Raw genomic sequence first — 24,127 nt, forward strand, 5'->3', positions numbered from 1 at the left:
AATGGCGACTGTTGTTCTGCAGGCGGTGGGCGCTGCCGTCGGTGGCATTTTTGGCCCTGTGGGTGCTGCCATCGGCGCAGGGCTTGGCGCAATGGGTGGTTATGTCATCGATACGGCTATCATCAACTCCACCCGCCATATGGAAGGGGCAAGGCTCAATGGCGGGCGCGTGGCGACAGCTGAAGAAGGAGCAGCTCTGCCGTTCGTCTATGGCACGGCAAGACTTTCCGGCACATTGATCTGGGCGACACGGCATGAGGAAAAGAAAACTACGGAACGGCAGGGCGGTAAGGGTGGTCCGAAAGTGACCTCCTACAGCTATTTCGGTAACGCAGCCTATGCTGTTGCAGAGGGGGAAATAGCTGGCATTCGCCGTGTCTGGGCCGACGGGCAGGAGCTTGATCTTACCGAAATCGAAATGCGCATTTATCACGGCACGGATACGCAGCAGCCCGATCCGCTGATTGAAGCCAAGCAAGGCACAGGCAATGCACCCGCCTATCGCGGAACGGCCTATGTGGTGTTTGAGCGTATTCCGCTTGATGTCTTTGGCAATCGCCTGCCGCAGTTTCAGTTCGAGGTTCTGCGTCCGGTTGGGAAGCTGGCGCGAGAGGTCCGTGCTGTAGCACTTATTCCAGGTTCAACCGAGTTCGGTCTTTCACCAACTCCCGTTACGGATCGACCGTCGCCCGGTGAAAGCCGCACGCTTAATCGCAATGCAAAACGCGGCCGCAGCGATTGGACGGTTGCTATGGATGAGCTGCAGTCGCTTTGTCCTCAGTTGCAGCATGTGGCGATTGTCCTGCCGTGGTTTGGCGATGACTTGCGCGCGGGATATTGCCAGATACGCCCCGGTGTTACGCATCAGAGTGCTTTGTCGTCGAGCCAGACATGGAAAGTTGAGAGTGTTACGCGCAGCGGAGCGCACTTGATTTCCCAGAGCGGCGAGGGAGCGGCCTATGGTGGTACACCATCCGACCAGAGTGTGGTTGATGCAATTCGCGATGCCAAGGCGCGCGGCCTGAAAGTAACGCTATATCCTTTCATCATGATGGATGTTCCCGCCGGCAACTCGTTGCCGTCGCCTTACGGCGGTGTGGGACAATCCGTTTACCCATGGCGTGGGCGCATAACCTGTAGTCCCGCGATTGGTATCTCTGGATCACCTGACAAGACGCTGGAAGCGGCCAATCAGGTTACAGCTTTCGTCAACGGAACATGGGGGTACAGACGTTTTCTGAATCACTGTGCAAGCCTCGCAATGCAGGCGGGCGGAGTTGATGCGTTTTTGCTGGGTTCCGAACTGCGTGGTCTTACCAGCATCCGCGAAAGCCGCGACAGCTTTCCGTTTGTAACCCATCTCTGCACGCTTGCAGCCGAAATGCGCACGAAACTCGGGCAGAGCTGTCGCATCAGTTATGGCGCGGACTGGACTGAATATTTCGGTTATCAGGCACAGGATGGCACCGGCGATCTCTTCTTCAATCTTGACGCGCTATGGGCGCATCCAGCCATCAATGCCATTGGTATCGATAATTATATGCCGCTCGCTGACTGGCGAGACGGCGACCTGGATGGTGGCAACCCTGATGGTTTTGAAGGCGCTTACGATCTTGATGGTTTGAGCAGCAACATCGAAGCGGGTGAGGGGTTCGACTGGTATTATGCCAATAGCGAAAACCGTGAGCAGCGCAAGCGCACACCAATCACGGATGGGCTTGCGGGCAAGCCATGGGTTTACCGATACAAAGACATTCGCTCATGGTGGAGCAACCCGCACTATAATCGCATTGATGGTGCTGAGGCTCTTGCGCCAACGGCATGGGCACCACAATCAAAGCCCATATGGTTCACCGAACTGGGATGCCCTGCGGTCGATAAAGGACCAAACCAGCCTAATGTGTTCCCTGATCCGAAATCCTCGGAAAACGCGACACCCTATTTTTCGAATGGGGCGCGTTCCGATATTGCCATGGATCGCTTTCTGCGGGCGCATTATCACTACTGGCCGGATAGGAACCCAGTTTCCTCCATCTATGGCGGGCCGATGCTCGACATGGATCGCGTCTATCTTTGGTCATGGGATACGAGACCTTTTCCGGAGTTTCCGCTAAAAGCCGATGTGTGGGGAGACACGCCAAACTGGCGGTTGGGACATTGGCTCAATGGCCGCATGAGCGGTGTTGCACTTGATGAGCTTATTGCAGCTATCCTCGCAGATTTTGGATTGCCGGAAGCAGACTGCACAGGCGCAGATGGGCATCTGACTGGCTTCGTGATTTCAGAGCCCAGCACGGCTCGCGGTGTGCTGGAGCCACTGATGAATGTGTTTGGTGTGCAGGGCTTCGAACAGTCAGGGCAGTTCAAGTTCCGTAGCATTGGTCGCGTGGCCCCTGTACTCGACGTGGCGGCTGTGCTTGTTAAACCGACCGATGGCGAAGCGCTGACCGCGGTTCTTGAGGATCAGGGCGATTTACCTTCGGTAGCTGAACTTTACTGCAACGATCCGCTGCGTGATTTTCAGGTGGTCGGTGCATCGGTGCGGCGCGATATGGGCCAAGGCACGGAAAGCCTCAGCCTCTCCGGCTCAATGGAAGCGGGACAGGCGACTGCACTCGCAGAAGCCTGGATGGCGCGCCGTTATGCCGAAAGGCGGACAGCAAGTTTCTCATTGCCGTGGTCTGAGGCTGCCCTGCATGTCGGGGATCGTGTGCGGCTCGATATGCTGGGCGGTGGACGCGATTATGTTGTGTCGTCTCTCGAAGACGGAGAGGTGCGGGTGGTCAAGGCTGTGGCGCTGGCACCCAATGTGGCTTTTGCTGATAGGGGAGAAACGCCGCAGCTGACGCCGGGCGGACCTGTTTCGGATATGAAGCCGATATTTCATCTCATCGACCTGCCACTCTGGCCGGGTGCAGAAGATCCGGCTGGTCAGTTTCGCATTGCCTGTCATGCGAAGCCTTGGCGTGGGGTCGCGACTTATGCCTCGCCCTCCGATGACGGCTTTGTCGAGCGTGGCCTGATCGGCGAACGCGCCGTTATGGGTGAGCTGACAGCTCCATTGCCCGGAGGGGCAAGTGGGCGACTTATCGATGGTCAAACACTGGAACTGGTGCTGTATTCGGGTGAGTTGGAATCGAAACCGTTCACGCAAATCCTGAATGGTGCCAATACCGCGCTTGTGCAGTCCTCCGATGGAAAATGGGAGGTACTGCAGTTTCTTGAGGCTCAAGAAATCGGCCATAACCATTGGCGCTTAAGCAGTCTTTTGCGCGGGCAGCTTGGCACAGAAGCCATTAGCCTCAATGAAAAGCCGACGGGTACGCCCTTCATCCTGCTGGATGGGGGCGTTCAAAGCATAGGTTTGCAAACATCTGAAATCGGGTTGGAACTCAACTGGCGCATTGGGGCGGCCGGTAAATCGTTCTCGGATGATTTTTTCGACACCGTAAAAGCAACCGGCGGTGTGCAGGCGTCGAAACCATTGAGTCCCGTTCACCTCAGATCAGATCGGCTCAGTAATAATGATCTGTTGTTTGGCTGGATCAGGCGTGGACGTGTTGATGCCGATAGCTGGCTTGGGGAAGAGATTCCACTGGGTGAAGAGCGCGAAGCCTATCAGGTCGAAATTTGGCGTTCGGATGTGCTTGTCCGAAGCGTTCAGGTGCAAGCGGCTTCCTGGATTTACCCCGGTGCAGACCGGCTTTCGGATTTGGGGGCCAGCGACTTCCAGCTTCGCGTTGCAATGGTGAGTTCTAAAATCGGAGCAGGGGATTTTGCTTGCATTGATATTTCAAGCAGGATCTGAATTTAGAAAGGAAAAGTCATGATCGAAGATAAGCCTTGGTATCTTTCTCGTACAGTCTGGGCAGGCCTTGTTGCCCTGTTTCTATCACTTGCCGGAGCTTTTGGTCTGGTCAGTGAAACTGTGGATCAGGGGGCTCTGACGGATATTTTGTTGCAGCTTGCTACAGCTATTGCCGGTCTTATCGCCGTTTTTGGGCGCATAGGGGCAACTTCACGCATTTCATAATTTTATAATCCGTGATAGCAAGGTTTTGAAAAGATGCATGAAACCGGAATATTGACTGATGTTCCGGTTGATATTATGCATAAAAACAATAGTTTAGAATGGCTTCAATCCGGAGATGGGGTTGAAGCTGTTTTATGAGCATAATTTCCTTTGTGTCGACAAGCAGAGTGTATCGTTCATGCATCGTTCAGCTGGGAGGCGCTATATAAGGGACATGATGAAACAGAACCCTGCTCTCAAAATTTTCGCGCTTCTGGCCGTTAGCATTGGTCTGTTGCCGGTTGATGCCGGTGCCCTGCCAATTGCGACGCCACAGAAGTCCAATCTTCTGGTCGCTGCCGCTGGTGATTGCGCGGCAGTTGGAGAACAAGTGGCAGCCTCACAGGGTGGCCAATTGGCCAAGGCAACACCAACCACGCAAAATGGTCGTGCCATGTGTGTGATCGTTGTGCTCGTACCTGGTCGCGATGGCGAACGCCCGCGCCGTGTAGAAGTGGCCGTCCCCGCACAGTAATGCGTTCCTGCGAGGAGCTTTAAACTTGCGTATCCTGATCGTTGAAGACGACAAGGACCTGAACAGGCAGCTCTCGGATGCGATGGTTGCTACGGGCTATGTTGTCGATAGTGCCTTTGATGGCGAAGAAGGTCATCATCTCGGTGATACCGAGCCTTATGATGCCGTCATCCTCGATATCGGTCTGCCGCAGATGGACGGCATCAGCGTTGTTGAGCGTTGGCGCCGCAGCGGTCGTACAATGCCTGTTCTTATGCTGACCGCCCGTGATCGCTGGAGCGATAAGGTTGCAGGTATCGATGCTGGTGCCGACGATTATGTCGCAAAGCCTTTTCATATTGAGGAAGTGCTGGCGCGACTGCGCGCGCTTATCCGACGCGCTGCCGGTCATGCTTCGTCGGAGCTGGTGTGCGGTCCGCTGCATTTGGACACCAAGACCTCAAAGGCCAGTATTGACGGTGTGGCGCTGAAGCTTACCTCGCACGAATACCGCCTGCTTTCCTATCTGATGCATCATATGGACGAAGTGGTGTCGCGCACCGAACTGGTCGAGCATCTTTACGATCAGGACTTTGACCGAGATTCCAATACGATTGAGGTCTTTGTCGGCCGCCTGCGCAAGAAGATGGGCGTTGATCTGATCGAAACGGTACGTGGCATGGGCTATCGTATCCGTTCGGAAGGAAATACAGATGTGAAAGGGAGCGGGAACTGAAGCTTCTTAGCATTTTCCCCCCTCTGCGTTCTCTTGCGATACGCGTCGTAACCCTTTCGACGCTTTGGGTCATTCTGGCGCTTGTTGTTGTCGCGACATTGATAAGCACGCTTTATGGCGATGCTGCACGCAACAACTTTGAACGTCTTCTGACTGCGCACCTTTTCAGTCTCGTCGGTGCTGTGAGCATCTCTCCGGAAGGCACCCTTCAAGGGCGTCCGGAGCTGGGCGAACTGCGTTATTCCAGTCCGCTTTCTGGCTGGTACTGGTCTGTAGATCCCGTTTCCTCAAATATTTCCGGCAAACTCCAGTCGCTGTCCTCGGTCGGGCGCATCGTGCCTGAAATGCCGATCACGCAGGCACCCTTTGATAGCTCATTTATGCGCAGCTACACGCTGCCAGGCCTGAACGGTGAAGAGCTCTATATTGTCGAGACCGAAGTTGTTCTCGATAACGACAATCGCGTCGCACGCTTCCGTGTCATGGGCAATCTCAGCGAAGTGATGAATGAAATCTCAGACTTCAGAAGCAAGTTGGCTCTTTATCTGGCGATTTTCGGCCTTGGCAGCGTGTTCATCAATGCTGGTATTATTCTCTTTGGTTTGCGACCACTTGATAAAGTGCGTCAGGCTTTAGCTGATATTCGCGAGGGGCGATCGGCCAAACTCGATACGTCGCTGCCGCTGGAAATTGCACCGCTGGCAAACGAGATGAATGCGCTTATCGAGAATAACCGCCGCATTGTTGAGCGCTCGCGAACGCAGGTCGGAAATCTCGCCCATTCTTTGAAAACACCGCTTTCGGTGCTGACGAATGAAGCGCGCTCCATGGGTGGTGAACAGGGCCGCGTGGTGCTTGAGCAAAGCGAGGCCATGCAGGTTCAGATACAACACTATCTCCAGCGCGCTCGGATTGCTGCGCAACGGGATAGTGTCGTATTTCGAACTCAGGTTACACCTGTTCTTGAGCGTATGGAACGCGTAACTGCAAAGCTCAATCCGTCGTTCAATATTGCATTCAGAAATGTTTTGCCGGATGCAGTTTTCGCTGGTGAAAAGGAAGATCTGGAAGAAATTGTCGGTAATCTTCTGGAGAACGCAGGCAAATGGGGACGTCGACGGATCAAGATCGTTCTGCGACCTGCGGCGGATGTGCAACGCCAGTTCGAGATTCTGATTGAGGATGATGGCCCTGGTCTTGCTCCCGACAAGATTGATGCCGCATTGAAACGGGGTAACCGCGTTGATGAAACGAAGCCAGGCACTGGGCTTGGTTTGGCAATCGTTCAGGATACGGTTCGTGAATATGGGGGCAGCTTGTTCTTGGGAAAAAGCAATCTTGGCGGCCTTCAGGTGCGCGTTGTGTTGCCGCTGACTGAAGATTGATAGTTGTTTTTGCCACGAGGCAGACTAGAAGGTTAGATTAATAGCTGCATCCTACGATAGTATGCATGCTCATTTTTATGAAGGCCGATTTGTTATGACGATGGTATCAAGGTTTTCTGCTCCGTTTTTGATCGCTTCTATAGCGTTCGCTCTCTCTGCCTGCGGAACTTCCGGCGGCGGCAAGGGCTCAGGGCTGACTTCGCTTGGTGGGCTTTCCTCGAAAGCAGAAACACGTCCGGATCTGCTCGCGTCGCTCGGCAACGGACTCCTTGGCAGTTCAGCAGGTCAGCTGACCACGGGCGACCGTAAGAAGGCACTTGAAGCGGAATATCGCGCGCTTGAGTATTCTCCGGCAGGTAAAGCGGTTTCATGGAGTGGTAGTGGTTCGACTTCCGGCGATGTGACTGCCGCACAGCCTTATCAGGTGGGTTCTCAGAACTGCCGCCAATATACCCACACATTCTCGATTGGCGATGCGTCGCAAACCTCGCGCGGCACCGCTTGCCGGAATGCCGATGGCAGCTGGACCCCGCTTACATAAAGCCAAAGGTGCTTAAACAGTCATGCATGGGATGCATCGCTAAATTTTATCCCATGCGTATGTGCGGGCACAAATCCGCGTCCTTTGATTAAACCTTTGCGGCGAATTGCCCTAGTCAGCCTAATTCCACGTCCTTCGAGTTGGTTTTTGCCTTCGCTGAGATTAAGTCTCAGCCATGGAATTCTGGTTGACTGCCGCACTGCTGACTTTTGCAGCTACTTTGACTGTTTTGTTGCCGCTGACGCGGAACAAGCAAGAATTTTTGCCCCCTGAAAAAAACGATCTAGAGGTCTATCGAGACCAGCTGCGCGAAGTAGAGGCCGATGCTGCGCGCGGCATGATCGATGCTCCCAGCGCGGAGCAAGCACGTATCGAAATTTCCCGTCGTATACTCGGTGCTGAAAAGAGCAGCGCCGACGCTGCTGCCGAGGTGAAAAAGGTTCACTCAGGACGGTTGCTGGCTTTTTCAGCTGTGTTGGCTGTCCCCCTTATCGCCTGGGGTGTCTATCCACTTTTTGGCGCGCCCGACACGCCGTCCATGCCACTTGCTGCACGCTTGGCTAACAGCCCGCAGAACAGTTCGGTTGATGAGCTTATTGCCCGCGCTGAATCACACTTGGCTCAAAACCCCAATGATGCTCGCGGCTGGGATGTTCTGGCGCCGATTTATTTGCGTATCGGCCGAGGTGCCGACTCAGTGAACGCATATCGTTCGGCCATTCGTCTTGAGGGTGAAAATTTCCCTCGTATCCTTGGTCTCGGCGAAGCTTTGATTGCTGTCTCAGGTGGACCAATCACTGCAGAGGCAGAGGGTCTGTTTGAAAAAGCAGCTGCGCTTGAACCCAATGATATCCGCCCGCAATATTATCTTGCACAGGGCGAAATGCAGGACGGCAATGCCGACAGCGCCATTACAAGGTTGCAGACTTTCCTTGATAAGGCGCCGAAAGATGCGCCATGGCGTGCTCAGGTTGAGCAGACAATTGCGCGCATTCGAGGATCGCTAGCACCGTCCGCGCCAGCCAAAGGACCCACGACAGACGACGTAGACGCTGCAGCATCCATGAGCCCGGAAGATCGTCAGGCGATGGTTGAGGGTATGGTTCAACGTCTTGATGAAAGTCTTCGCGAAAACAGCAGGGATATCGACGGCTGGAAGCGCCTCGTGCGCTCCTATATGATCCTCAATCGCCGCGATGCAGCACTCGATGCACTCAAACGTGGAGTTGCGGCGCTGGATGGTGAAAAGCGGACGGAGCTGACAAGCTTTGCCGCAGGACTAGGTTTGGAAGCAGGGAGCGCAACACAATGAGTGCGACTGCAGAAGGTAATGGACGCAACACGAAACCTACAGGCAGCTTAGCCCGCACTGTCAGTCAGAGGAAGCGTAAGCGCCTCATGCTGATCGGCGGTGCGCTGGTCGTACTCGCAATCGCTGTAGGTCTCATGCTGATGGCCTTTAGCCAGGACATCCGTTTTTTCCGTACGCCAGCTGATTTGACAGAGCAGGAAATTACATCGGGTGCGCGGTTCCGGCTTGGTGGTCTTGTTGAAGAAGGCTCGGTTACTCGTGAGGGTAGCGAACTTCATTTCACCGTCACGGACACAATCAAAACCGTCAATGTCGTATTTGAAGGGATTGCGCCTGATCTGTTCCGCGAAGGTCAGGGCGTGGTTGCTGAAGGCCGTTTTGGCCCTGACGGTGTATTCCGCGCCGACAATGTTCTCGCCAAACACGATGAAAACTACGTACCAAAAGATCTCGCCGACAGCCTGAAGAAGAAAGGCGTGTGGGAGGGCGAATGATGAATATTGGACCAGTAATCGAGCCAGTAATTGAGATTGAAACTGGAAAAAGCCTATGAATGTCGAGATTGGTCATTTCGCGCTTGTTCTGGCACTGGCTTTGTCAGTGGTGCAGTCAATCGCGCCTGTTGTTGGCGCACAGCGCAGAGACATGCAGCTGATGGGCGTCGCCGTGCCGACTGCGCTGGCTGTTTTTGCTCTTATTGCTTTTTCTTTCGCAGTTCTGACTTTCGCCTATGTCGTCTCTGACTTCTCAGTTCTGAACGTTGTCGAGAATTCGCATTCGCAAAAGCCGATGCTCTATAAAATTACCGGCGTTTGGGGCAATCATGAAGGCTCGATGCTCCTCTGGGTGTTGATCCTTAGCTTCTTCAGTGCGTTGGTTGCTGCCTTTTCAGGCAACTTGCCAGAAACGCTACGCGCAAATGTGCTTGGTGTTCAGGGTTGGATCGGAACCGCATTTCTTGCTTTCATCATTTTCACGTCCAATCCGTTTACGCGTATTATCCCCGCGCCGATTGAAGGTGGCGATCTAAACCCGATCCTTCAGGATATTGGTCTCGCGATCCATCCGCCGTTGCTTTATCTCGGCTATGTCGGATTTTCAGTCTGTTTTTCCTTTGCCGTAGCAGCGCTGATCGAAGGTCGTCTTGATGCGGCTTGGGCGCGCTGGGTTCGCCCTTGGGCGCTGGTCGCCTGGATGTTTCTGACTGGCGGTATCGCGATGGGTTCTTATTGGGCCTATTACGAACTCGGTTGGGGCGGCTGGTGGTTCTGGGACCCGGTCGAGAACGCGTCCTTCATGCCATGGTTGGTCGGGACTGCTTTGCTACATTCGGCAATCGTCATGGAAAAACGCTCGGCGCTGAAAATCTGGACCGTGTTATTAGCGATCTTGACTTTCTCGTTGTCACTGCTTGGTACTTTCCTTGTGCGTTCCGGCGTGTTGACTTCAGTGCATAGTTTCGCGACTGATCCGGGGCGCGGTCTCTTCATTCTTGCTATTCTCGCGATCTTCATCGGTGGGTCGCTGTCGCTTTTTGCACTTCGTGTTCAGAGCCTGACTTCAGGCGGGCTGTTCCAGCCGATCTCGCGTGAAGGCGCTTTGGTCTTCAACAATCTCTTTCTCACGACTGCTGCAGCAACCGTCCTTATTGGGACGCTCTATCCCCTGCTGTTGGAAGTGATGACCGGAGAGAAGATCTCTGTCGGCGCTCCCTTCTTCAACATGACCTTCGGACCATTGATGATTCCGCTGTTGTTGGCAGTCCCATTTGGCCCGTTGCTAGCTTGGAAACGCGGTGATCTGTACGGTGTCGCACAAAGGCTGATGACTGCCTTCGCTCTCTCACTGATCACTGTCGGTATTGTGGTTTGGCGTAGCAATGCCCATTCCGTACTTGCCGCGCTGGGTATTGGTCTTGCCGTTTGGCTGATCCTTGGAAGCCTGACCGATCTTTGGCTGAAGGCAGGTATCGGCAAGGTTTCGGCAGGCAAAGCATTTTCTCGCTTCAAAGGTCTGCCGCGTTCCGTCTTTGGAACGGCGCTGGCACATATAGGCCTCGGCGTGACCTTGCTCGGCATCGTCAGTGTCACGACTTACGGCACTGAAAGTGTCTTGCTAATGCGGCCGGGCGAAACAACAAAAGTTGCCGAATATTCGTTGCGCTTTGAAGGATTGCGTCCTCTCACCGGCTCCAATTTCACTGAAAATCGCGGCAGCTTCACGCTTTTGGATTCCTCAGGTGGTGACATGGGGCTGATTGAGCCGTCGAAGAGGTTCTTCCCGGCTCGACAGATGCCAACAACGGAATCAGGCATTCGCACGCTTTGGTTCAGTCAGGTTTACGTTGCTTTGGGCGATGAGCCGGGAAATGGTTCCATCGTTGTACGCGTCTGGTGGAAACCGCATGTGACGCTCATCTGGTACGGCGCATTGGTCATGATGATTGGTGCAATCTTCTCGCTTGCCGATCGGCGCCTGCGTGTTGGTGCACCATCGAAGGCCCGTAAATCTTCATCCAAGCCCGCTGAGGCCGCAGCATGAAGATTGCGAGAGGGTTTACAGCACTTTTCCTGGCAGTCCTTTTGTCATTTTACGGGTCGGCCGCACTTGCGGTGAACCCGGATGAGATATTGCCTGATCCGCAATTGGAAAAACGGGCACGGCAGATCTCGGCAGAGCTGCGGTGCATGGTCTGTCAGAACGAATCGATTGATGATTCCAACGCTGAATTAGCGCGTGACCTTCGTATTCTGGTGCGTGAACGCCTGACATCGGGCGATTCTGACAAGCAGGTCATGGATTTTGTCGTTGATCGATATGGTGAATTTGTTCTGCTGAAACCTCGTTTCAATGCCCAGACGGCATTTCTTTGGGGTTTCCCTGTTCTTGTTTTGCTGTTTGGTGGAATTGCTTTGTTCATTGCTTTCCGCAGACGAAATGCGGTCGTCGAGGTCCAAAAGCCTTTGTCTGAGCGTGAAAAAGCCGAGCTTTCCCGGCTTCTTGATGACAAATAAGATCTTTTTCTTCTCCTGAATTGAACCCAAACCTTACAAAACTTTCATTTTCCGGAAATTGAGCGGTAAGGTAGCTCGAACTATCTTGTGCTCTATAAAGGATTACAGGACCGGATTTGCCTTGGTGGAAATTCCTGGTCCGAGATTGCTGCTCGTAAGGAGAGACAGATGTCGAAGATCATAACTTCAAAGTACCGCAAGGGTGTTGCAGCAGTAGCGCTGTCCGCCGCGCTGGCCGGAGCCTTCGTTGCCACCGGCCCGATGGGCGTGATGAACAATGCCCGTGCGGAAGCCGTAAGTGTCACTCCGCCCCAGCAAGCTGGCTTTGCTGATCTGGTCGAAAAGGTTCGTCCGGCAGTCGTCAGTGTTCGTGTCAAGAAAGACGTTCAGGAAACAGCAAACAGCGGTTCGCAGTTTTCCGGACCTCCCGGATTTGATCAGCTCCCAGACGGCCATCCATTGAAGCGCTTCTTCCGTGATTTTGGTATGGAACCGCGCGGCGATGCACGTCCTGATAGCCGTCGTCCTGGCAGAGCTCCAAAGGGTCGCCCGGGCCATGAGCGCCCTGTCGCACAGGGTTCCGGCTTCTTCATCTCTGAGGATGGCTACCTTGTCACAAACAACCACGTTGTTTCAGATGGCGATGCCTATAGCGTCGTTCTCGACGACGGCACAGAACTCGATGCCAAGCTGATCGGCACCGATCCACGCACTGACCTCGCCGTACTGAAAATTGACGATTCAAAGCGCAAGTTCACTTATGTGAAACTCGGCGATGACAGCAAGATCCGTGTCGGTGATTGGGTCGTTGCAGTCGGTAATCCTTTCGGCCTCGGCGGTACTGTAACCTCCGGTATTGTCTCTGCTCGTGGTCGTGACATCGGTGCAGGTCCTTACGACGACTTTATTCAGATTGATGCTGCAGTGAACAAGGGTAACTCCGGCGGTCCAGCCTTCGACCTTTCCGGTGAAGTTATCGGCATCAACACCGCCATCTTCTCTCCTTCAGGTGGCAGCGTGGGTATTGCCTTTGCAATTCCTGCATCGACCGCCAAGCAGGTTGTCGATCAGCTGATCAAGAAGGGCTCAGTTGAACGCGGTTGGATCGGCGTACAAATTCAGCCGGTAAACAAGGACATTGCCGCGTCGCTCGGCCTTGCAGAAGAAAAGGGCGCACTTGTTGCATCGCCTCAGGCCGATGGTCCGGCTGCCAAGGCTGGTATCAAGGCTGGTGATGTAATCACTGCCGTCAATGGTGAGACAGTTCAGGACCCACGCGATCTTGCTCGCAAGGTTGCGAACATTATCCCGGGCGAAAAGGCTGCTCTGACTGTATGGCGCAAGGGTAAGGCTGAAGAAGTCGATATCACCATTGCAGCCATGCCGCAGGATCTCGGAAAGGCTGACACCCAATCCGGTGGTGGTGGCGATACCGAGCAGGGTGAAACCCTCGACTCATATGGCCTGACTGTCACCCCTTCGGAAGAAGGTGACGGCGTGGTGGTCACAAATGTTGATCCTGACAGCGATGCATCTGATCGAGGCATTCGTTCCGGCGATGTGATCGTAAGCGTCAACAATCAGGTGGTGAAGAACGCCGCAGACATCAATAAGGCCATTACCGAAGCTTCAAAGGCTGGTCGTAAGGCGGTATTGTTGCAGCTCCAGAGCAATGATCAGAGCCGCTTCGTGGCGCTGCCTATCGATCAGGGATAATGATGATCGTCTGGACAATTATTGTCTGAAATTCAGATGCCAGGCGGTCAGTCCGCCTGGCATTGCTCCATTTACCACATCGAACTTTGTTTTTACGCGTGTCGTCAAAGGAAGAAACTCGTTCCAACTTTTCCCCGACATGCTTTAGGGTGGCGCCATGAAGATTCTCGTTATTGAAGACGACCGCGAAGCGGCCCGCTATCTTGAGAAGGCCTTTATCGAGGCTGGCCATTCTGCCGACATTGCTGGCGATGGTGAGATTGGTTATACGTTGGCTGAAAACGGTAGCTATGATGTGCTGGTCGTTGACCGGATGTTGCCGAAGCGCGATGGCCTTTCTGTGGTCGCCGGGCTGCGTGCGAAAGGCATGGAAACGCCGGTTCTTATCCTTTCTGCCCTTGGCGAAGTAGATGATCGCGTGACAGGACTTCGCGCAGGCGGTGACGATTATCTGACCAAACCTTACGCATTTTCCGAGCTTCTGGCTCGTGTTGAAGTTTTGCAGCGCCGTTCAAGCCCTCGCGAAGCGGACACGATTTATCGTGTTGGCGATCTGGAGCTTGATCGCCTCGCACACACTGCGCGCCGACAGGATGTAGACATCACACTTCAGCCGCGTGAATTTCGTCTGCTCGAATATCTGATGCGCCATGCAGGTCAGGTCGTGACACGTACTATGCTGCTTGAAAATGTCTGGGATTATCATTTTGATCCTCAGACCAACGTGATCGACGTCCATATCTCGCGTCTGCGCTCCAAGATCGAGAAGGGCTTCGATGGCCCGCTTTTGCATACAGTGCGTGGCGCCGGCTACATGTTGAAAGCTGGACGCGCTAAAAGCTCATCAGCGAGTGCCAAGGTGGAATGATGGGTCGCTTTTCTGCGCTCATGCGCACGACAGCTGCGCGACTATCGACACTCTATCTGCTATTGTTTGCTGTTGGTGCGGTGGCATTGGTCTTTTACATGACCAATCTTTCCGCTTCGATTATCAATACCCAGACGCAGGAAGCACTGGGTGAAGAAGTTGCGAGCATTGGTAAGGCCTATGCGCGTGGCGGCATTCCGCAGCTCGTACGCACGATTGATTATCGGTCGCGTCAACCCGGCGCCTATCTCTATCTCGTTGCTGATCCATCGGGGCGGATTCTTTCTGGCAACGTAGAAGGCGTTGAACCGGGCGTTCTGGACACTGACGGCATCGTTGAACGAGCCTTCAAATATCGCCGCTATGGTGAGCAGGGCACGGAAACCGAGCATCGCGCAATTGCTGTGGTGATCGCGCTTCCGAATGGCATGCGTCTTCTGGTTGGTCGCGATCTTGGTGAACCGGAACGGTTCCGCGATCTGGTACGCCGATCGCTTATGTTGGCGCTCGGCATTATGGGTGTCGGCGCGCTGTTGATCTGGTTCTTTGTGGGCCGTCGAGCACTCAAGCGTATTGATGAAGTTTCGCGTGCTTCGCAACGCATTATGGATGGCGATCTGACTGGTCGGTTGCCTGTTAATGGTTCCGGCGATGAGTTTGATCGTCTTTCTGGCAACCTCAATGTCATGCTTGGACGAATTCTGGAGCTCAACGAAGGTTTGAAGCAGGTATCCGATAATATTGCTCACGACCTCAAGACGCCGCTCACCCGCTTGCGCAATCGGGCGGAAGAAGCGCTCTCAGGCAAAAAAGCAGGAACGGAATATCGTGAAGCGCTGGAAGACATCATCGGCGAATCCGATCAGCTGATCCGTACTTTTAATGCGATCCTGATGATCTCACGCTTGGAAGCAGGCTATTCTTCAGAGAATCTGGAGAATATGTCGGTCGCGCCAATCGTCAGCGATGTGTCGGAAATGTATGAGCCGGTTGCCGAAGACGCTGGCGTAAAGCTTACTCTTGGTGATCTGATTGACGTGCCTTTGCATATCAATCGCGAGCTTGTTGGTCAGACCGTTTCCAACCTTGTCGATAACGCCATTAAATATGCGCTGAATAGTGAAAACACCGCAACAGTCACGCTTTCCATGGAACGTGATCAGCAGTGGGTACGCATTGTGGTGGCTGATAATGGCCCCGGCATCCCGGAAGATAAACGTGAGCAGGCAACTGAACGCTTCGTGCGTCTTGAGGAAAGCCGTACGCAGCCCGGATCGGGTCTTGGTTTAAGTCTTGCCAAGGCAGTTATGAAGTTGCACGGTGGCGCTCTGCGTCTGGAAGACAATGGACCGGGCCTGCGTGCAGTTCTCGAGTTTCCATTGTTGAAGGACAGCTGATCTTAATACTTGCATGAATGAGGGGACCATGGCGGCTGAAGACACAAAGGTACTGTTTTTCGACCGAAACCTTTGTGGGCTGACACCCCTTGATAGTGGGCGTGCAAAATCGTTTTTTTCTGATCTCATCCAGCGGTGCAAGGAAGAAAATCTTTCCGATGTTGATGCGTTGTTGCATCAGTCCAAAGCGGAAGCATTTCTTGCTGCTGTTCTAGATCTTTCCCCCTTCATTCGTGAAGCTCTGACGCGTCATCCTGGTATTCTGCAGCGTCTGATTGCAAAAACACCCGAGACTGCACTCAGTGAAATCATGGGCGAAATATCGGCCAGTGGCGCGGAAGAGGGTGCGAGCGAAACTTCGCTTATGTCCGATCTACGCCGATTGAAGCGCGAAGCCCATGTGCTGATTGCGCTTTGCGATCTAGGGCAGGTTTTCAATACGGAAACGACAACCGGCTGGCTCACCGATCTGGCCGAAGCTTGCACCGGTGCAGCCATTCGCTTCCTGCTTCGCGATGCAGATCGTGCGGGTAAGATCAAGCTTGTCGATCAAGCCAATCCTGAAAAAGAGAGCGGCTGGATTGTGCTCGGCATGGGCAAATTCGGTGCGCGTGAGCTCAATTACTCGTCAGACATCGATCTCATTGTTTTCATTGATTCCGAACGCCCATCAATCATCGATCCCTATGAATGTGTTGATACGTTCTCACGGTTGACGCGTCGTCTTGTCCGCATTCTTCAGGACCGCACTGCGGATGGTTATGTCTTCCGTGTTGATTTGCGCTTGCGTCCTGATCCGGGATCAACGCCGCTTGCAATTCCGGTGGGCGCAGCGTTGCACTATTACGAAGGTCGTGGCCAGAATTGGGAACGCGCTGCAATGATCAAGGCACGACCAGTTGCCGGTGATCGTGAATCCGGTCTGCAGGTGCTGGCCGAACTCGCCCCTTATGTCTGGCGCAAATATCTCGACTATGCCGCGATTGCCGATGTGCATTCGATCAAGCGACAAATCCACGCTCATAAGGGGCATGGCGATATTGCCGTGCGTGGCCATAATGTGAAGCTTGGGCGCGGCGGTATTCGCGAAATCGAGTTCTTCGTGCAGACGCAGCAATTGATTGCCGGTGGGCGTTTCCCTGAGTTGCGCGGAAACCAGACCGTGCCGATGCTTGCCCGGCTTGCTGAACGAGGATGGATCACCGAGAAGGCACGCGATGCGCTTGCAAAGGAATATTATTTCCTGCGCGACGTTGAGCATCGTATTCAGATGGTCGCCGATGAGCAGACGCACATTCTGCCGGAAGACGACGAAGGCTTTGCGCGCGTCGCTCATATGATGGGCTATGCCGATCCAGCAGAGTTTTCCGATGTTTTTCTTGCTGCACTCAAGGTCGTTGAAAAGCAGTATGCGGCATTGTTTGAGCAAGCCCCTGAACTGGGTACAGCGACCGGCGGCAACCTCGTCTTCACCGGTGATGTTGATGATCCAGGTACGCTCGAAACGCTTTCATCGATGGGTTTTGAACGGCCGAGCGATATTTGCCGTGTAATCCGCACCTGGCACTTTGGACGCTATCGCGCCACGCAATCAGCCGAGGCGCGCGAACGCCTGACCGAACTGACACCCGCACTTTTACAAGCCTTTGCCGAAACCAAACGTGCCGATGAATCCTTGCTGCGCTTTGACAGCTTTTTACAAGGGCTTCCGTCGGGTATCCAGCTTTTCAGCCTGCTGCAATCCAATCCGCGTCTGCTTAATCTAATTGTCATGATCATGAGTGCGGCACCTCGTCTTGCAGAAGTAATCACACGTAATCCGCATGTCTTTGATGGTCTGCTCGATCCGGCAATTTTCTCAGAAATGCCGACGCGTCATTATCTGGAAGAGCGGCTCCGCGCGTTTCTCGGATCAGCCAGTGATTATGAGGAGGTGCTTGATCGTCTACGCATCTTCGCAGCCGAACATCGTTTCCTGATCGGTATCCGGCTTTTGACCGGCGCGATTGATGGTGTGCGGGCAGGGCGTGCTTTCTCCGATCTCGCTGAGCTTATGATCGGCAAGGCATTCGAGGCCGTGGAGACGGAATTACAACGCCGACATGGCAAGGTTCCGGGCGCTAAAGTGGCGTTGCTTGCTATGGGTAAGCTTGGCAGTCGCGAGCTGACTGCTGGCTCTGATGTCGATCTGATCCTTCTCTACGATCACGACGTTGACACCGATGAGACCGACGGTGAAAAACCTCTTGCGCCTTCCCAATATTATATTCGCCTTACGCAGCGTCTGATCGCTGCACTGTCTGCGCCGACAGCCGAGGGCGTGCTTTATGAAGTTGATATGCGGCTGCGTCCTTCTGGTAATAGGGGGCCGGTTGCTACACATATTGAATCTTTTGGCAAATATCAGCGTAGTGAAGCGTGGACATGGGAGCATATGGCACTGACGCGTGCTCGCCCGATCCATGGCGATGCTGATTTTATTGATTTCATCAAAGGCGAGATCGATGAGGTGCTTTCAGCACCACGCGATACAACGAAGATCGCAAAAGACGTGCGCGAAATGCGCGATCTTATCTATCAGGAAAAGCCACCGCGCGATGACTGGGATTTCAAGTTGAAACCCGGTGGCATTGTCGATCTCGAATTTATCGCGCAATTTGCAGTTCTAACGGGCAAGCTGGTCACTGAGCCCAGACCGCTTGGAACCGAAGATGTGCTTTCAGGACTGGATTCGTCCTTTGCCGATCCAGCATCAAGCGACATGCTGGTGGAGGCACATCGCTTCTACACCAATCTCAGCCAAACAATTCGCCTCTGCCTTGGTAGCGACGCGTCGCGGGAAGAGTTCATTCCGGGGATGATCGACCTTCTCTGTCGCGCTGCCGAATTGCCGGACATCAAGCGCGTCGAACATCAATTGGCGGAACTGGCGACAAGTGTTCGGGCCAGTTTTGATGAGTTGATCAAATAAACTTATACCAAAACTCCATGAGTATGACTCATGGAGTTTTGGTTAAGCCCAAGTGGCGATTGAACTTTTTCAAGGCGTGATGCGTCAGCATCTTCACGCCTTGCTATTAAGCGCATCCCGAAGCAAACAGATGGCGCATTTTCATGGGGTAAATTGAAACGTGAAATGCTCTAGCGCCAATCAGGCTGCGTGGATTTCTGCCTCATGACTGACGATGGCTTTCTGTCTGCGGTCTGGAATGCAGACGGAAACTACAGTGCCAATGCCCTCGGTCGAGCGGATGCGCAGCCAGCCACCATGCAGTTCTGCAAGTGAGCGCGTAATTGCAAGGCCAAGACCTGAGCCACTATGCGTCTTGGTAAACTGGTTTTCCACCTGCTCGAACGGCTGGCCGATTTTCCGCAAGGCAGACTTTGGAATGCCTACGCCTGTATCCTGAATGGTCATGAAAAGAGCCGATCCGGTTTTACGAGCGCGTACAGTGATGTGTCCGTTATGCGAGGTGAACTTGACCGCATTGGAAAGCAGATTGATCAGCACCTGTTTGACCGCACGACGGTCTGCATTGAGCTGCATCGCTTCTTCGATACGCGTCTCGACTGTGATGTTCTTTTCGTCTGCCTGAAGCGAGATCATGCGTACGGTTTCATTGATCAGCGGGCAAAGGTCTATCTCTTCGCGATCAAGTGAGAAATGACCAGCTTCGATCTTCGACATATCCAGAATGTCATTGATAACGTTGAGCAGGAAGTTGCCGCTGGTGTGAATGTCGTTGATATATTCTTCATAGCGATCGGAACCAAGTGGCCCGAAAGTGCCGGCTTGGATCATTTCGGAGAAACCGATAATCGCGTTGAGCGGCGTGCGCAACTCATGAGACATGTTGGCGAGGAATTCAGACTTCGCGCGGTTTGCAGCTTCCGCGCGTTCCTTTTCCTGACCATATTTACGAGCCAGTTCCGACAGTTCACGAACGCGGTCGCGCTCGCCCTTACGGGCTATCGAAAGATCGTGAATGGTTGCCATGAGGCGACGTTCGCTATCAACCAGACGTTCCTGATGTTGCTTGATCTGCGTAATGTCGGTGCCGATGGAAACAAGTCCGCCGTCCTGCGTGCGGCGTTCGTTGACCTGCAACCAGCGTCCATCGCTCAGCTGTCGTTCGAAGGTCTGACCACCCGCACGGTTATGCTCGTTGGCCATGCGACGCTCAAAGCTGAATGGGCGTGTATGGGCATCGACTTCATTGCGCGGAACGCCTGGCTTCAGTGTCCAGACTGGAAGCCCCGCATATTCACTGAACTTGGAATTTGCCATCACCAGACGATTATTGGCATCCCACAAAACGAAGGCCTCGGAAATGTTTTCAATAGCTTCACGGATGCGCATATCGGCTTCAGCCGTTTGCTGCGCAAAACGGTGCTGTTCGCTGACGTCAAAGGCGATGCCCACCAGATGCAGGTCATTCTCTGCGGCAATTTCCGCACGAACTCGCATCCAGACCCATGAACCATCGGCATGGCGCATACGGAATACCCGATCGACGTGGGAAATGTCGCCAGCCGCAGCCTGTTCAGCGATTGAATAGAGATCGCCGTCTTCTGGATTGATGATCGCTGACACGTCGCCAAAGGCGAGAACCGCATCCTGCGCTTCATAACCAAGCATTTCATACATTGAGCGCGACCAGTAGATGCGTCCGCGCGCCATGTCCCAATCCCATAGACCACCACGGCCACGCGCAAGCGCCATATCGATGCGGCGCTGAATCTGCCCGGAAAGGTCGTCAGCTTCGCGAGCGCGCGCTGCCTGACTGAAATAGGCATAAAGGATGGCAAACATCACGCCTGTCGTGCCTGCAAACAGCGTCACGTTCAGGGAGACTGCGCGCTTCCATTCGGCAAAGATCGTACTTTCCGGTTCCGCGGCTACAATCGCATAGGGCACGGTCATAGGTTTGGATACCGTGCCGTAAGCGGCCTCACCGTTCATGACGATGGTCAGAACGCCTGCGCGCTCCGCAAACATGAAAAGCGGTTGGATGTCGCTGAACACATCGTCAGCCCGTTTGCCGATGATGTCCGTTGCAGGGCCGGAAGCGGTGACGATAACGGAGTCATCATTGACCAGAGCAACGGTCATGCCGCTGGAGGACAGTCCGCGCGACCGAAATTCGGCAATTGTATTATCGAGGTCTTTGGGCGACATCTGAGCGCCAGCCTGCGTTCCATTGGCTGCACGCTCAATCATCTGCGCCAGATTGGCCGTTGCAGCAGAAAGGGCGGCTTTGTGCTGAAGCTCAATGTCTTCGCGCCATGACAGCATCGAGAAAACACGAGCCACACCGAGTATGATCAGGAATATGATGATGAGAGCCGGAACAAGGCGGCGCAACGCGGGTTCAACCGCTGCGAATTTGCCATAAGCAGGGCCTGCAAGAAGCTTGGCATGGCCAGAAAGCCTGCCTTTCTTTCGCTTCCGTCCGGAGTCGCGATGCTTCCCCGCCGTCGCGTCGTACGCGTCGGTGCTCGCCATCTATTGGCCCCTCTTTGATTTGCCGTAACAGTTCCCAAGATGCGCTCAAAGCGCTGTCCGCCCAGAACTGCTTTTGCCGCGTGAACTGAAATCTCTACTCAAAATGTTTCGGAATACGCCATCTCCGAACAACATCAATGAATCAAAAGTGATTCGTGCTGTCCAGTGAATTCGTTAACGAGACGTAAAAAACACCATTCGCGATTTTGGATTTTCCGTTGAATCTCAATCTGTTAAGCGGAATCAGTTTGAGAGCGTGCTCTTCTAACATCCTGAAAAGACTCATGAAAGCCGGAAGCCTTTTCAGGTTTTATGCAGCTTTGCTTGAATATCTGCGCAACGGCCAACCCCGCACTGTTCAGAGGCCGAGTTTGATGAAGTAGAGAATCAATCAGCTGATTCGCGAATCAAGCAAGCGTTCTGTCGACGATGTCCCGAAGATCAGTCGACAGCTTCTGCGTCCCTGCAATGCGGGCGAGGGCTGCGCGAGCATGTTCACGACGGGTATCTTCCAGCGAACGCCACGACCGCAGTGCTGTGAGAAGGCGAGCTGCGAGTTGCGGGTTTTCTGGGTCGATTGCCAGAATGATATCGGCAAAGAAGTTGTAAGCCGCGCCATCTTTGCGATTGAAGCCCGTCGGATTGCTCGCCGAGAATGCGCCGATCAATGCGCGTACCCGGTTCGGATTATCAAACGAAAGCAGCTTGTGTTTCGTCAAAGCTCGAACGGCTTCAAGTGCCTTGTCGCCCGGTCGGGTTGCCTGCACGATGAACCATTTGTCCATCACCAAGCCATCGTCGCCGAAGCGTCTTTCAAATGACGCAAGCGCCCCCTGAGCTTCATGGCTATCGCCGAAGCGATGCACCAGAACGCTTAAGGCTGCTGCACGTTCGGTCATGTTGTCGCCGTCTGCAAACTGCTGTGCAGCACGCGCCGGGCTATTCTCGTGACGGCTGAGGTAATCAAGCAGCACATTCCTTAAAGCACGCTTGCCCGCTGATACAGCATCAGGAGAGAATGCATCCTGTTGCTCCAGCCGTGTGTAAAGTGCTGCGAAGTCTTTCGCATAGGCGGAACCAATCGCAGCAATCAGATGGTCGCGGCTTGCATAGATTGCATCCGGGTCAACATTCTCGCCCATCTCACGCGCAATGTCGCTTTCGCTTGGCAAAGTCAGACATAGTGCACGGAAAGCGGCATCAAGGGTCTTGTCCGAGGCAATACGTCCGGCAAGTTCGATAATTTTGGCATCGGTCTCCGGCGAGTAGCCGCCACGCACTCTCTTAGCGCCTTCGAGCAAGGCTTGTGTAAAGATGCCGGTCAGAGCCTGCCAGCGGGCAACCGGGTCGCTGTCATTGAGAGCGAGGAAGGCTCGGTCTTCCGAGTTAAGCGGTGAGACCAGATTGATCGGGGCGGAAAAACCACGCAACAGCGAGGGGACTGGGCGTTCCTTGATTCCATGGAACGTGATCGCTTCCGAAACACGATGCAGATGAATGACGCCATCGTGCACATCTCCACCTTCGACAGAGGAAGGTTGAATATCTTTGCCATCCGATCCCAACAAGCCAAAGGCGATCGGAATATGCATCGGTTTTTTTACCGGCTGACCGGGCGTGGGTGCGAGGGATTGCGTGAAACTGATGGTGTAAGTTTCTTTTGCCGCATCAAAACTGAAGCTCGCTTCAACCTTTGGTGTGCCCGACTGATCATACCAGAGCGCAAATTGCGAGAAGTCTTGGCCGGAGACATCGGAAAAAACTTTGATGAAGTCTTCAATGGTTGCAGCATCGCCATCATGGCGCTCAAAATAGAGATCCATACCTTTGCGGAACAGTTCGGGGCCGATGATCGTTCGGATCATACGCACCACTTCCGAACCTTTTTCATAAACAGTCGCCGTATAGAAGTTGTTGATCTCGCTATATTCACGTGGGCGTACCGGATGTGAAAGAGGACCGCTATCTTCTGGGAACTGCTGGGCTTTCAGTATTTTCACTTCTGCGATGCGCTTTACCGGACGCGAGCGTTCGTCGGCCGAAAATTCATGGTCACGATAAACTGTCAGGCCTTCCTTGAGACACAGCTGGAACCAGTCGCGGCAGGTAATGCGATTGCCGGTCCAGTTATGGAAATATTCGTGCGCGATCACGGCTTCGATGCCAGCATAATCGACATCCGTTGCCGTTTCCGGGTCGGCCAGCACATATTTGTCGTTAAAGACATTGAGGCCCTTGTTTTCCATAGCCCCCATATTGAAGTCCGAGACGGCAACGATGTTGAAGACATCGAGATCATATTCGCGGCCGAACTTTTCTTCGTCCCAACGCATGGAACGTTTCAACGCATCCATCGCATAAAGTGCGCGATCCTCTTTGCCATGTTCAACATAGATGGCGAGGTCGACAGGATGCCCTGATTGTGTCGTGAAATGATCCTTCACGACATCAAGCGGGCCAGCAACAAGGGCGAACAAATAGGAAGGCTTGGGGTGTGGGTCGTGCCAGACGGCAAAATGCCTGTCGGCATTACCGACGACAGCGCCGTGCTCGACTGGATTGCCATTTGCGAGCAGTATTGGTGTAGCAGCCTTTTCGGCGTCAATACGAACCGTATAAACTGAGAGAACGTCCGGACGATCATAATAATAGGTGATGCGCCGAAAACCTTCTGCTTCGCATTGCGTGCAATAGACATCGCTTGAGCGGTAAAGCCCGGAAAGCTGCCGGTTTGTAGTGGGGTTCACTTCGGTGACGATTTCCAGAGTGAAACGCTCAGCGTCGGGAAGGTCAGTGATTTCGAGTTTATCCGGCGTCACTGAGTAGCTGTTATCATTGAGCGCCTTCCCATCCAGGCTGATGCTGACGAAGTTCAGCTCGTCACCATCCAGAACAAGTGGTGTATCAGCAGCCGTTCCAGCGCGGCGCTCAATAGTCAGTTCGGCGCGAACGATCGTTTTCTCGGGCTCAAGTGTGAAATCGAGTTTCGTTTGAGGAATTGCGTAAGGTGTCGGGCGATAATCTTCGAGGCGGAATGTCTGGCCGGTTTCAGTACGCATTGCGAAACTCTTCTTTGTGATCACTTCGATACGAGAGTCGTATCCGGCTTTTTAGCAAACGACAAGA

The 24,127-nt window shown here is 53.8% G+C and carries 16 protein-coding genes; 14 read left to right on the forward strand and 2 right to left on the reverse strand.

The genetic code is table 11. The features are described 5' to 3' along the window. The first annotated feature begins 1 nt into the window (after nt 1). The 14 genes from RT142_RS15430 to RT142_RS15495 all read left to right on the forward strand — a co-directional run bounded on the left by RT142_RS15430 (nt 2) and on the right by RT142_RS15495 (nt 18,466). A complete protein-coding gene (locus tag RT142_RS15430; protein ID WP_313029781.1) occupies nt 2-3,808 on the forward strand; it encodes a glycoside hydrolase/phage tail family protein in 3,807 nt (1,268 codons plus the stop codon). Nucleotides 3,809-3,826: 18 nt separating this feature from the next. Beyond that, on the forward strand, nt 3,827-4,033 hold the full coding sequence (locus RT142_RS15435; protein ID WP_064320349.1) for a hypothetical protein: 207 nt from the start codon (nt 3,827-3,829) through the stop codon (nt 4,031-4,033). 217 nt (nt 4,034-4,250) lie between these two features. Beyond that, a complete protein-coding gene (locus tag RT142_RS15440) occupies nt 4,251-4,547 on the forward strand; it encodes a hypothetical protein (RefSeq protein ID WP_079212552.1) in 297 nt (98 codons plus the stop codon). 25 nt (nt 4,548-4,572) lie between these two features. Beyond that, nucleotides 4,573-5,262 (forward strand): response regulator transcription factor, encoded by a 690-nt coding sequence (locus RT142_RS15445; RefSeq protein WP_007874201.1) that lies wholly within the window; start codon nt 4,573-4,575, stop codon nt 5,260-5,262. 74 nt (nt 5,263-5,336) lie between these two features. Further along, nucleotides 5,337-6,647: an ATP-binding protein gene (locus tag RT142_RS15450; protein WP_079211667.1), complete on the forward strand. Its 1,311-nt coding sequence runs from the start codon at nt 5,337-5,339 to the stop codon at nt 6,645-6,647. Nucleotides 6,648-6,741: 94 nt separating this feature from the next. Beyond that, nucleotides 6,742-7,188, forward strand: a complete 447-nt coding sequence (locus tag RT142_RS15455; RefSeq protein ID WP_113498418.1) for a hypothetical protein — start codon at nt 6,742-6,744, stop codon at nt 7,186-7,188. Between the two features lie 175 nt (nt 7,189-7,363). Continuing rightward, nucleotides 7,364-8,500 carry a c-type cytochrome biogenesis protein CcmI gene (gene ccmI, locus RT142_RS15460; RefSeq protein WP_313029785.1) on the forward strand — a complete coding sequence of 379 codons (1,137 nt, stop codon included), beginning with the start codon at nt 7,364-7,366 and terminating at the stop codon, nt 8,498-8,500. Next, nucleotides 8,497-8,994 carry a cytochrome c maturation protein CcmE gene (ccmE, locus tag RT142_RS15465; RefSeq protein WP_113498240.1) on the forward strand — a complete coding sequence of 166 codons (498 nt, stop codon included), beginning with the start codon at nt 8,497-8,499 and terminating at the stop codon, nt 8,992-8,994. Before ccmI ends, ccmE begins: the two co-directional genes overlap by 4 nt. Before the next feature lie 55 nt (nt 8,995-9,049). Beyond that, a complete protein-coding gene (locus RT142_RS15470) occupies nt 9,050-11,041 on the forward strand; it encodes a heme lyase CcmF/NrfE family subunit (protein ID WP_113159822.1) in 1,992 nt (663 codons plus the stop codon). Then, nucleotides 11,038-11,514 carry a cytochrome c-type biogenesis protein gene (locus tag RT142_RS15475; protein WP_007874212.1) on the forward strand — a complete coding sequence of 159 codons (477 nt, stop codon included), beginning with the start codon at nt 11,038-11,040 and terminating at the stop codon, nt 11,512-11,514. The genes RT142_RS15470 and RT142_RS15475 overlap by 4 nt, the downstream gene beginning before the upstream one ends. A 168-nt stretch (nt 11,515-11,682) precedes the next feature. After that, nucleotides 11,683-13,230: a Do family serine endopeptidase gene (locus RT142_RS15480; RefSeq protein WP_064320354.1), complete on the forward strand. Its 1,548-nt coding sequence runs from the start codon at nt 11,683-11,685 to the stop codon at nt 13,228-13,230. A gap of 157 nt (nt 13,231-13,387) precedes the next feature. Beyond that, complete coding sequence (locus tag RT142_RS15485) at nt 13,388-14,098, forward strand: response regulator transcription factor (protein WP_007874215.1); 711 nt, start codon at nt 13,388-13,390, stop codon at nt 14,096-14,098. After that, nucleotides 14,095-15,495, forward strand: a complete 1,401-nt coding sequence (locus tag RT142_RS15490) for a sensor histidine kinase (protein ID WP_083898624.1) — start codon at nt 14,095-14,097, stop codon at nt 15,493-15,495. Before RT142_RS15485 ends, RT142_RS15490 begins: the two co-directional genes overlap by 4 nt. Before the next feature lie 28 nt (nt 15,496-15,523). Then, complete coding sequence (locus RT142_RS15495) at nt 15,524-18,466, forward strand: bifunctional [glutamine synthetase] adenylyltransferase/[glutamine synthetase]-adenylyl-L-tyrosine phosphorylase (protein ID WP_313029792.1); 2,943 nt, start codon at nt 15,524-15,526, stop codon at nt 18,464-18,466. 180 nt (nt 18,467-18,646) lie between these two features. On the opposite strand, the gene RT142_RS15500 is transcribed toward RT142_RS15495, so the two are convergent. Together RT142_RS15500 and pepN are read right to left on the reverse strand one after the other, a co-directional pair. Beyond that, nucleotides 18,647-21,001, reverse strand: a complete 2,355-nt coding sequence (locus RT142_RS15500; RefSeq protein WP_105518312.1) for a PAS domain-containing sensor histidine kinase — start codon at nt 20,999-21,001, stop codon at nt 18,647-18,649. 407 nt (nt 21,002-21,408) lie between these two features. Continuing rightward, a complete protein-coding gene (gene pepN / locus RT142_RS15505; RefSeq protein WP_112805183.1) occupies nt 21,409-24,060 on the reverse strand; it encodes an aminopeptidase N in 2,652 nt (883 codons plus the stop codon). Between the last annotated feature and the right edge of the window lie 67 nt (nt 24,061-24,127).

Source organism: Brucella sp. (assembly GCF_032066345.1).
Lineage (GTDB): Bacteria > Pseudomonadota > Alphaproteobacteria > Rhizobiales > Rhizobiaceae > Brucella > Brucella pseudogrignonensis.

Excerpts from the sequence above, each read along its gene's own strand:
- RT142_RS15430 (WP_313029781.1), top strand. The coding sequence starts at position 2 with ATGGCGACTGTTGTTCTGCAGGCGGTGGGCGCTGCCGTCGGTGGCATT.
- RT142_RS15435 (WP_064320349.1), top strand. The coding sequence starts at position 3,827 with ATGATCGAAGATAAGCCTTGGTATCTTTCTCGTACAGTCTGGGCAGGC.
- RT142_RS15440 (WP_079212552.1), top strand. The coding sequence starts at position 4,251 with ATGAAACAGAACCCTGCTCTCAAAATTTTCGCGCTTCTGGCCGTTAGC.
- RT142_RS15455 (WP_113498418.1), top strand. The coding sequence starts at position 6,742 with ATGACGATGGTATCAAGGTTTTCTGCTCCGTTTTTGATCGCTTCTATA.
- ccmI (WP_313029785.1), top strand. The coding sequence starts at position 7,364 with ATGGAATTCTGGTTGACTGCCGCACTGCTGACTTTTGCAGCTACTTTG.
- ccmE (WP_113498240.1), top strand. The coding sequence starts at position 8,497 with ATGAGTGCGACTGCAGAAGGTAATGGACGCAACACGAAACCTACAGGC.
- RT142_RS15470 (WP_113159822.1), top strand. The coding sequence starts at position 9,050 with ATGAATGTCGAGATTGGTCATTTCGCGCTTGTTCTGGCACTGGCTTTG.
- RT142_RS15475 (WP_007874212.1), top strand. The coding sequence starts at position 11,038 with ATGAAGATTGCGAGAGGGTTTACAGCACTTTTCCTGGCAGTCCTTTTG.
- RT142_RS15480 (WP_064320354.1), top strand. The coding sequence starts at position 11,683 with ATGTCGAAGATCATAACTTCAAAGTACCGCAAGGGTGTTGCAGCAGTA.
- RT142_RS15485 (WP_007874215.1), top strand. The coding sequence starts at position 13,388 with ATGAAGATTCTCGTTATTGAAGACGACCGCGAAGCGGCCCGCTATCTT.
- RT142_RS15490 (WP_083898624.1), top strand. The coding sequence starts at position 14,095 with ATGATGGGTCGCTTTTCTGCGCTCATGCGCACGACAGCTGCGCGACTA.
- RT142_RS15495 (WP_313029792.1), top strand. The coding sequence starts at position 15,524 with ATGGCGGCTGAAGACACAAAGGTACTGTTTTTCGACCGAAACCTTTGT.
- RT142_RS15500 (WP_105518312.1), bottom strand. The coding sequence starts at position 21,001 with ATGGCGAGCACCGACGCGTACGACGCGACGGCGGGGAAGCATCGCGAC.
- pepN (WP_112805183.1), bottom strand. The coding sequence starts at position 24,060 with ATGCGTACTGAAACCGGCCAGACATTCCGCCTCGAAGATTATCGCCCG.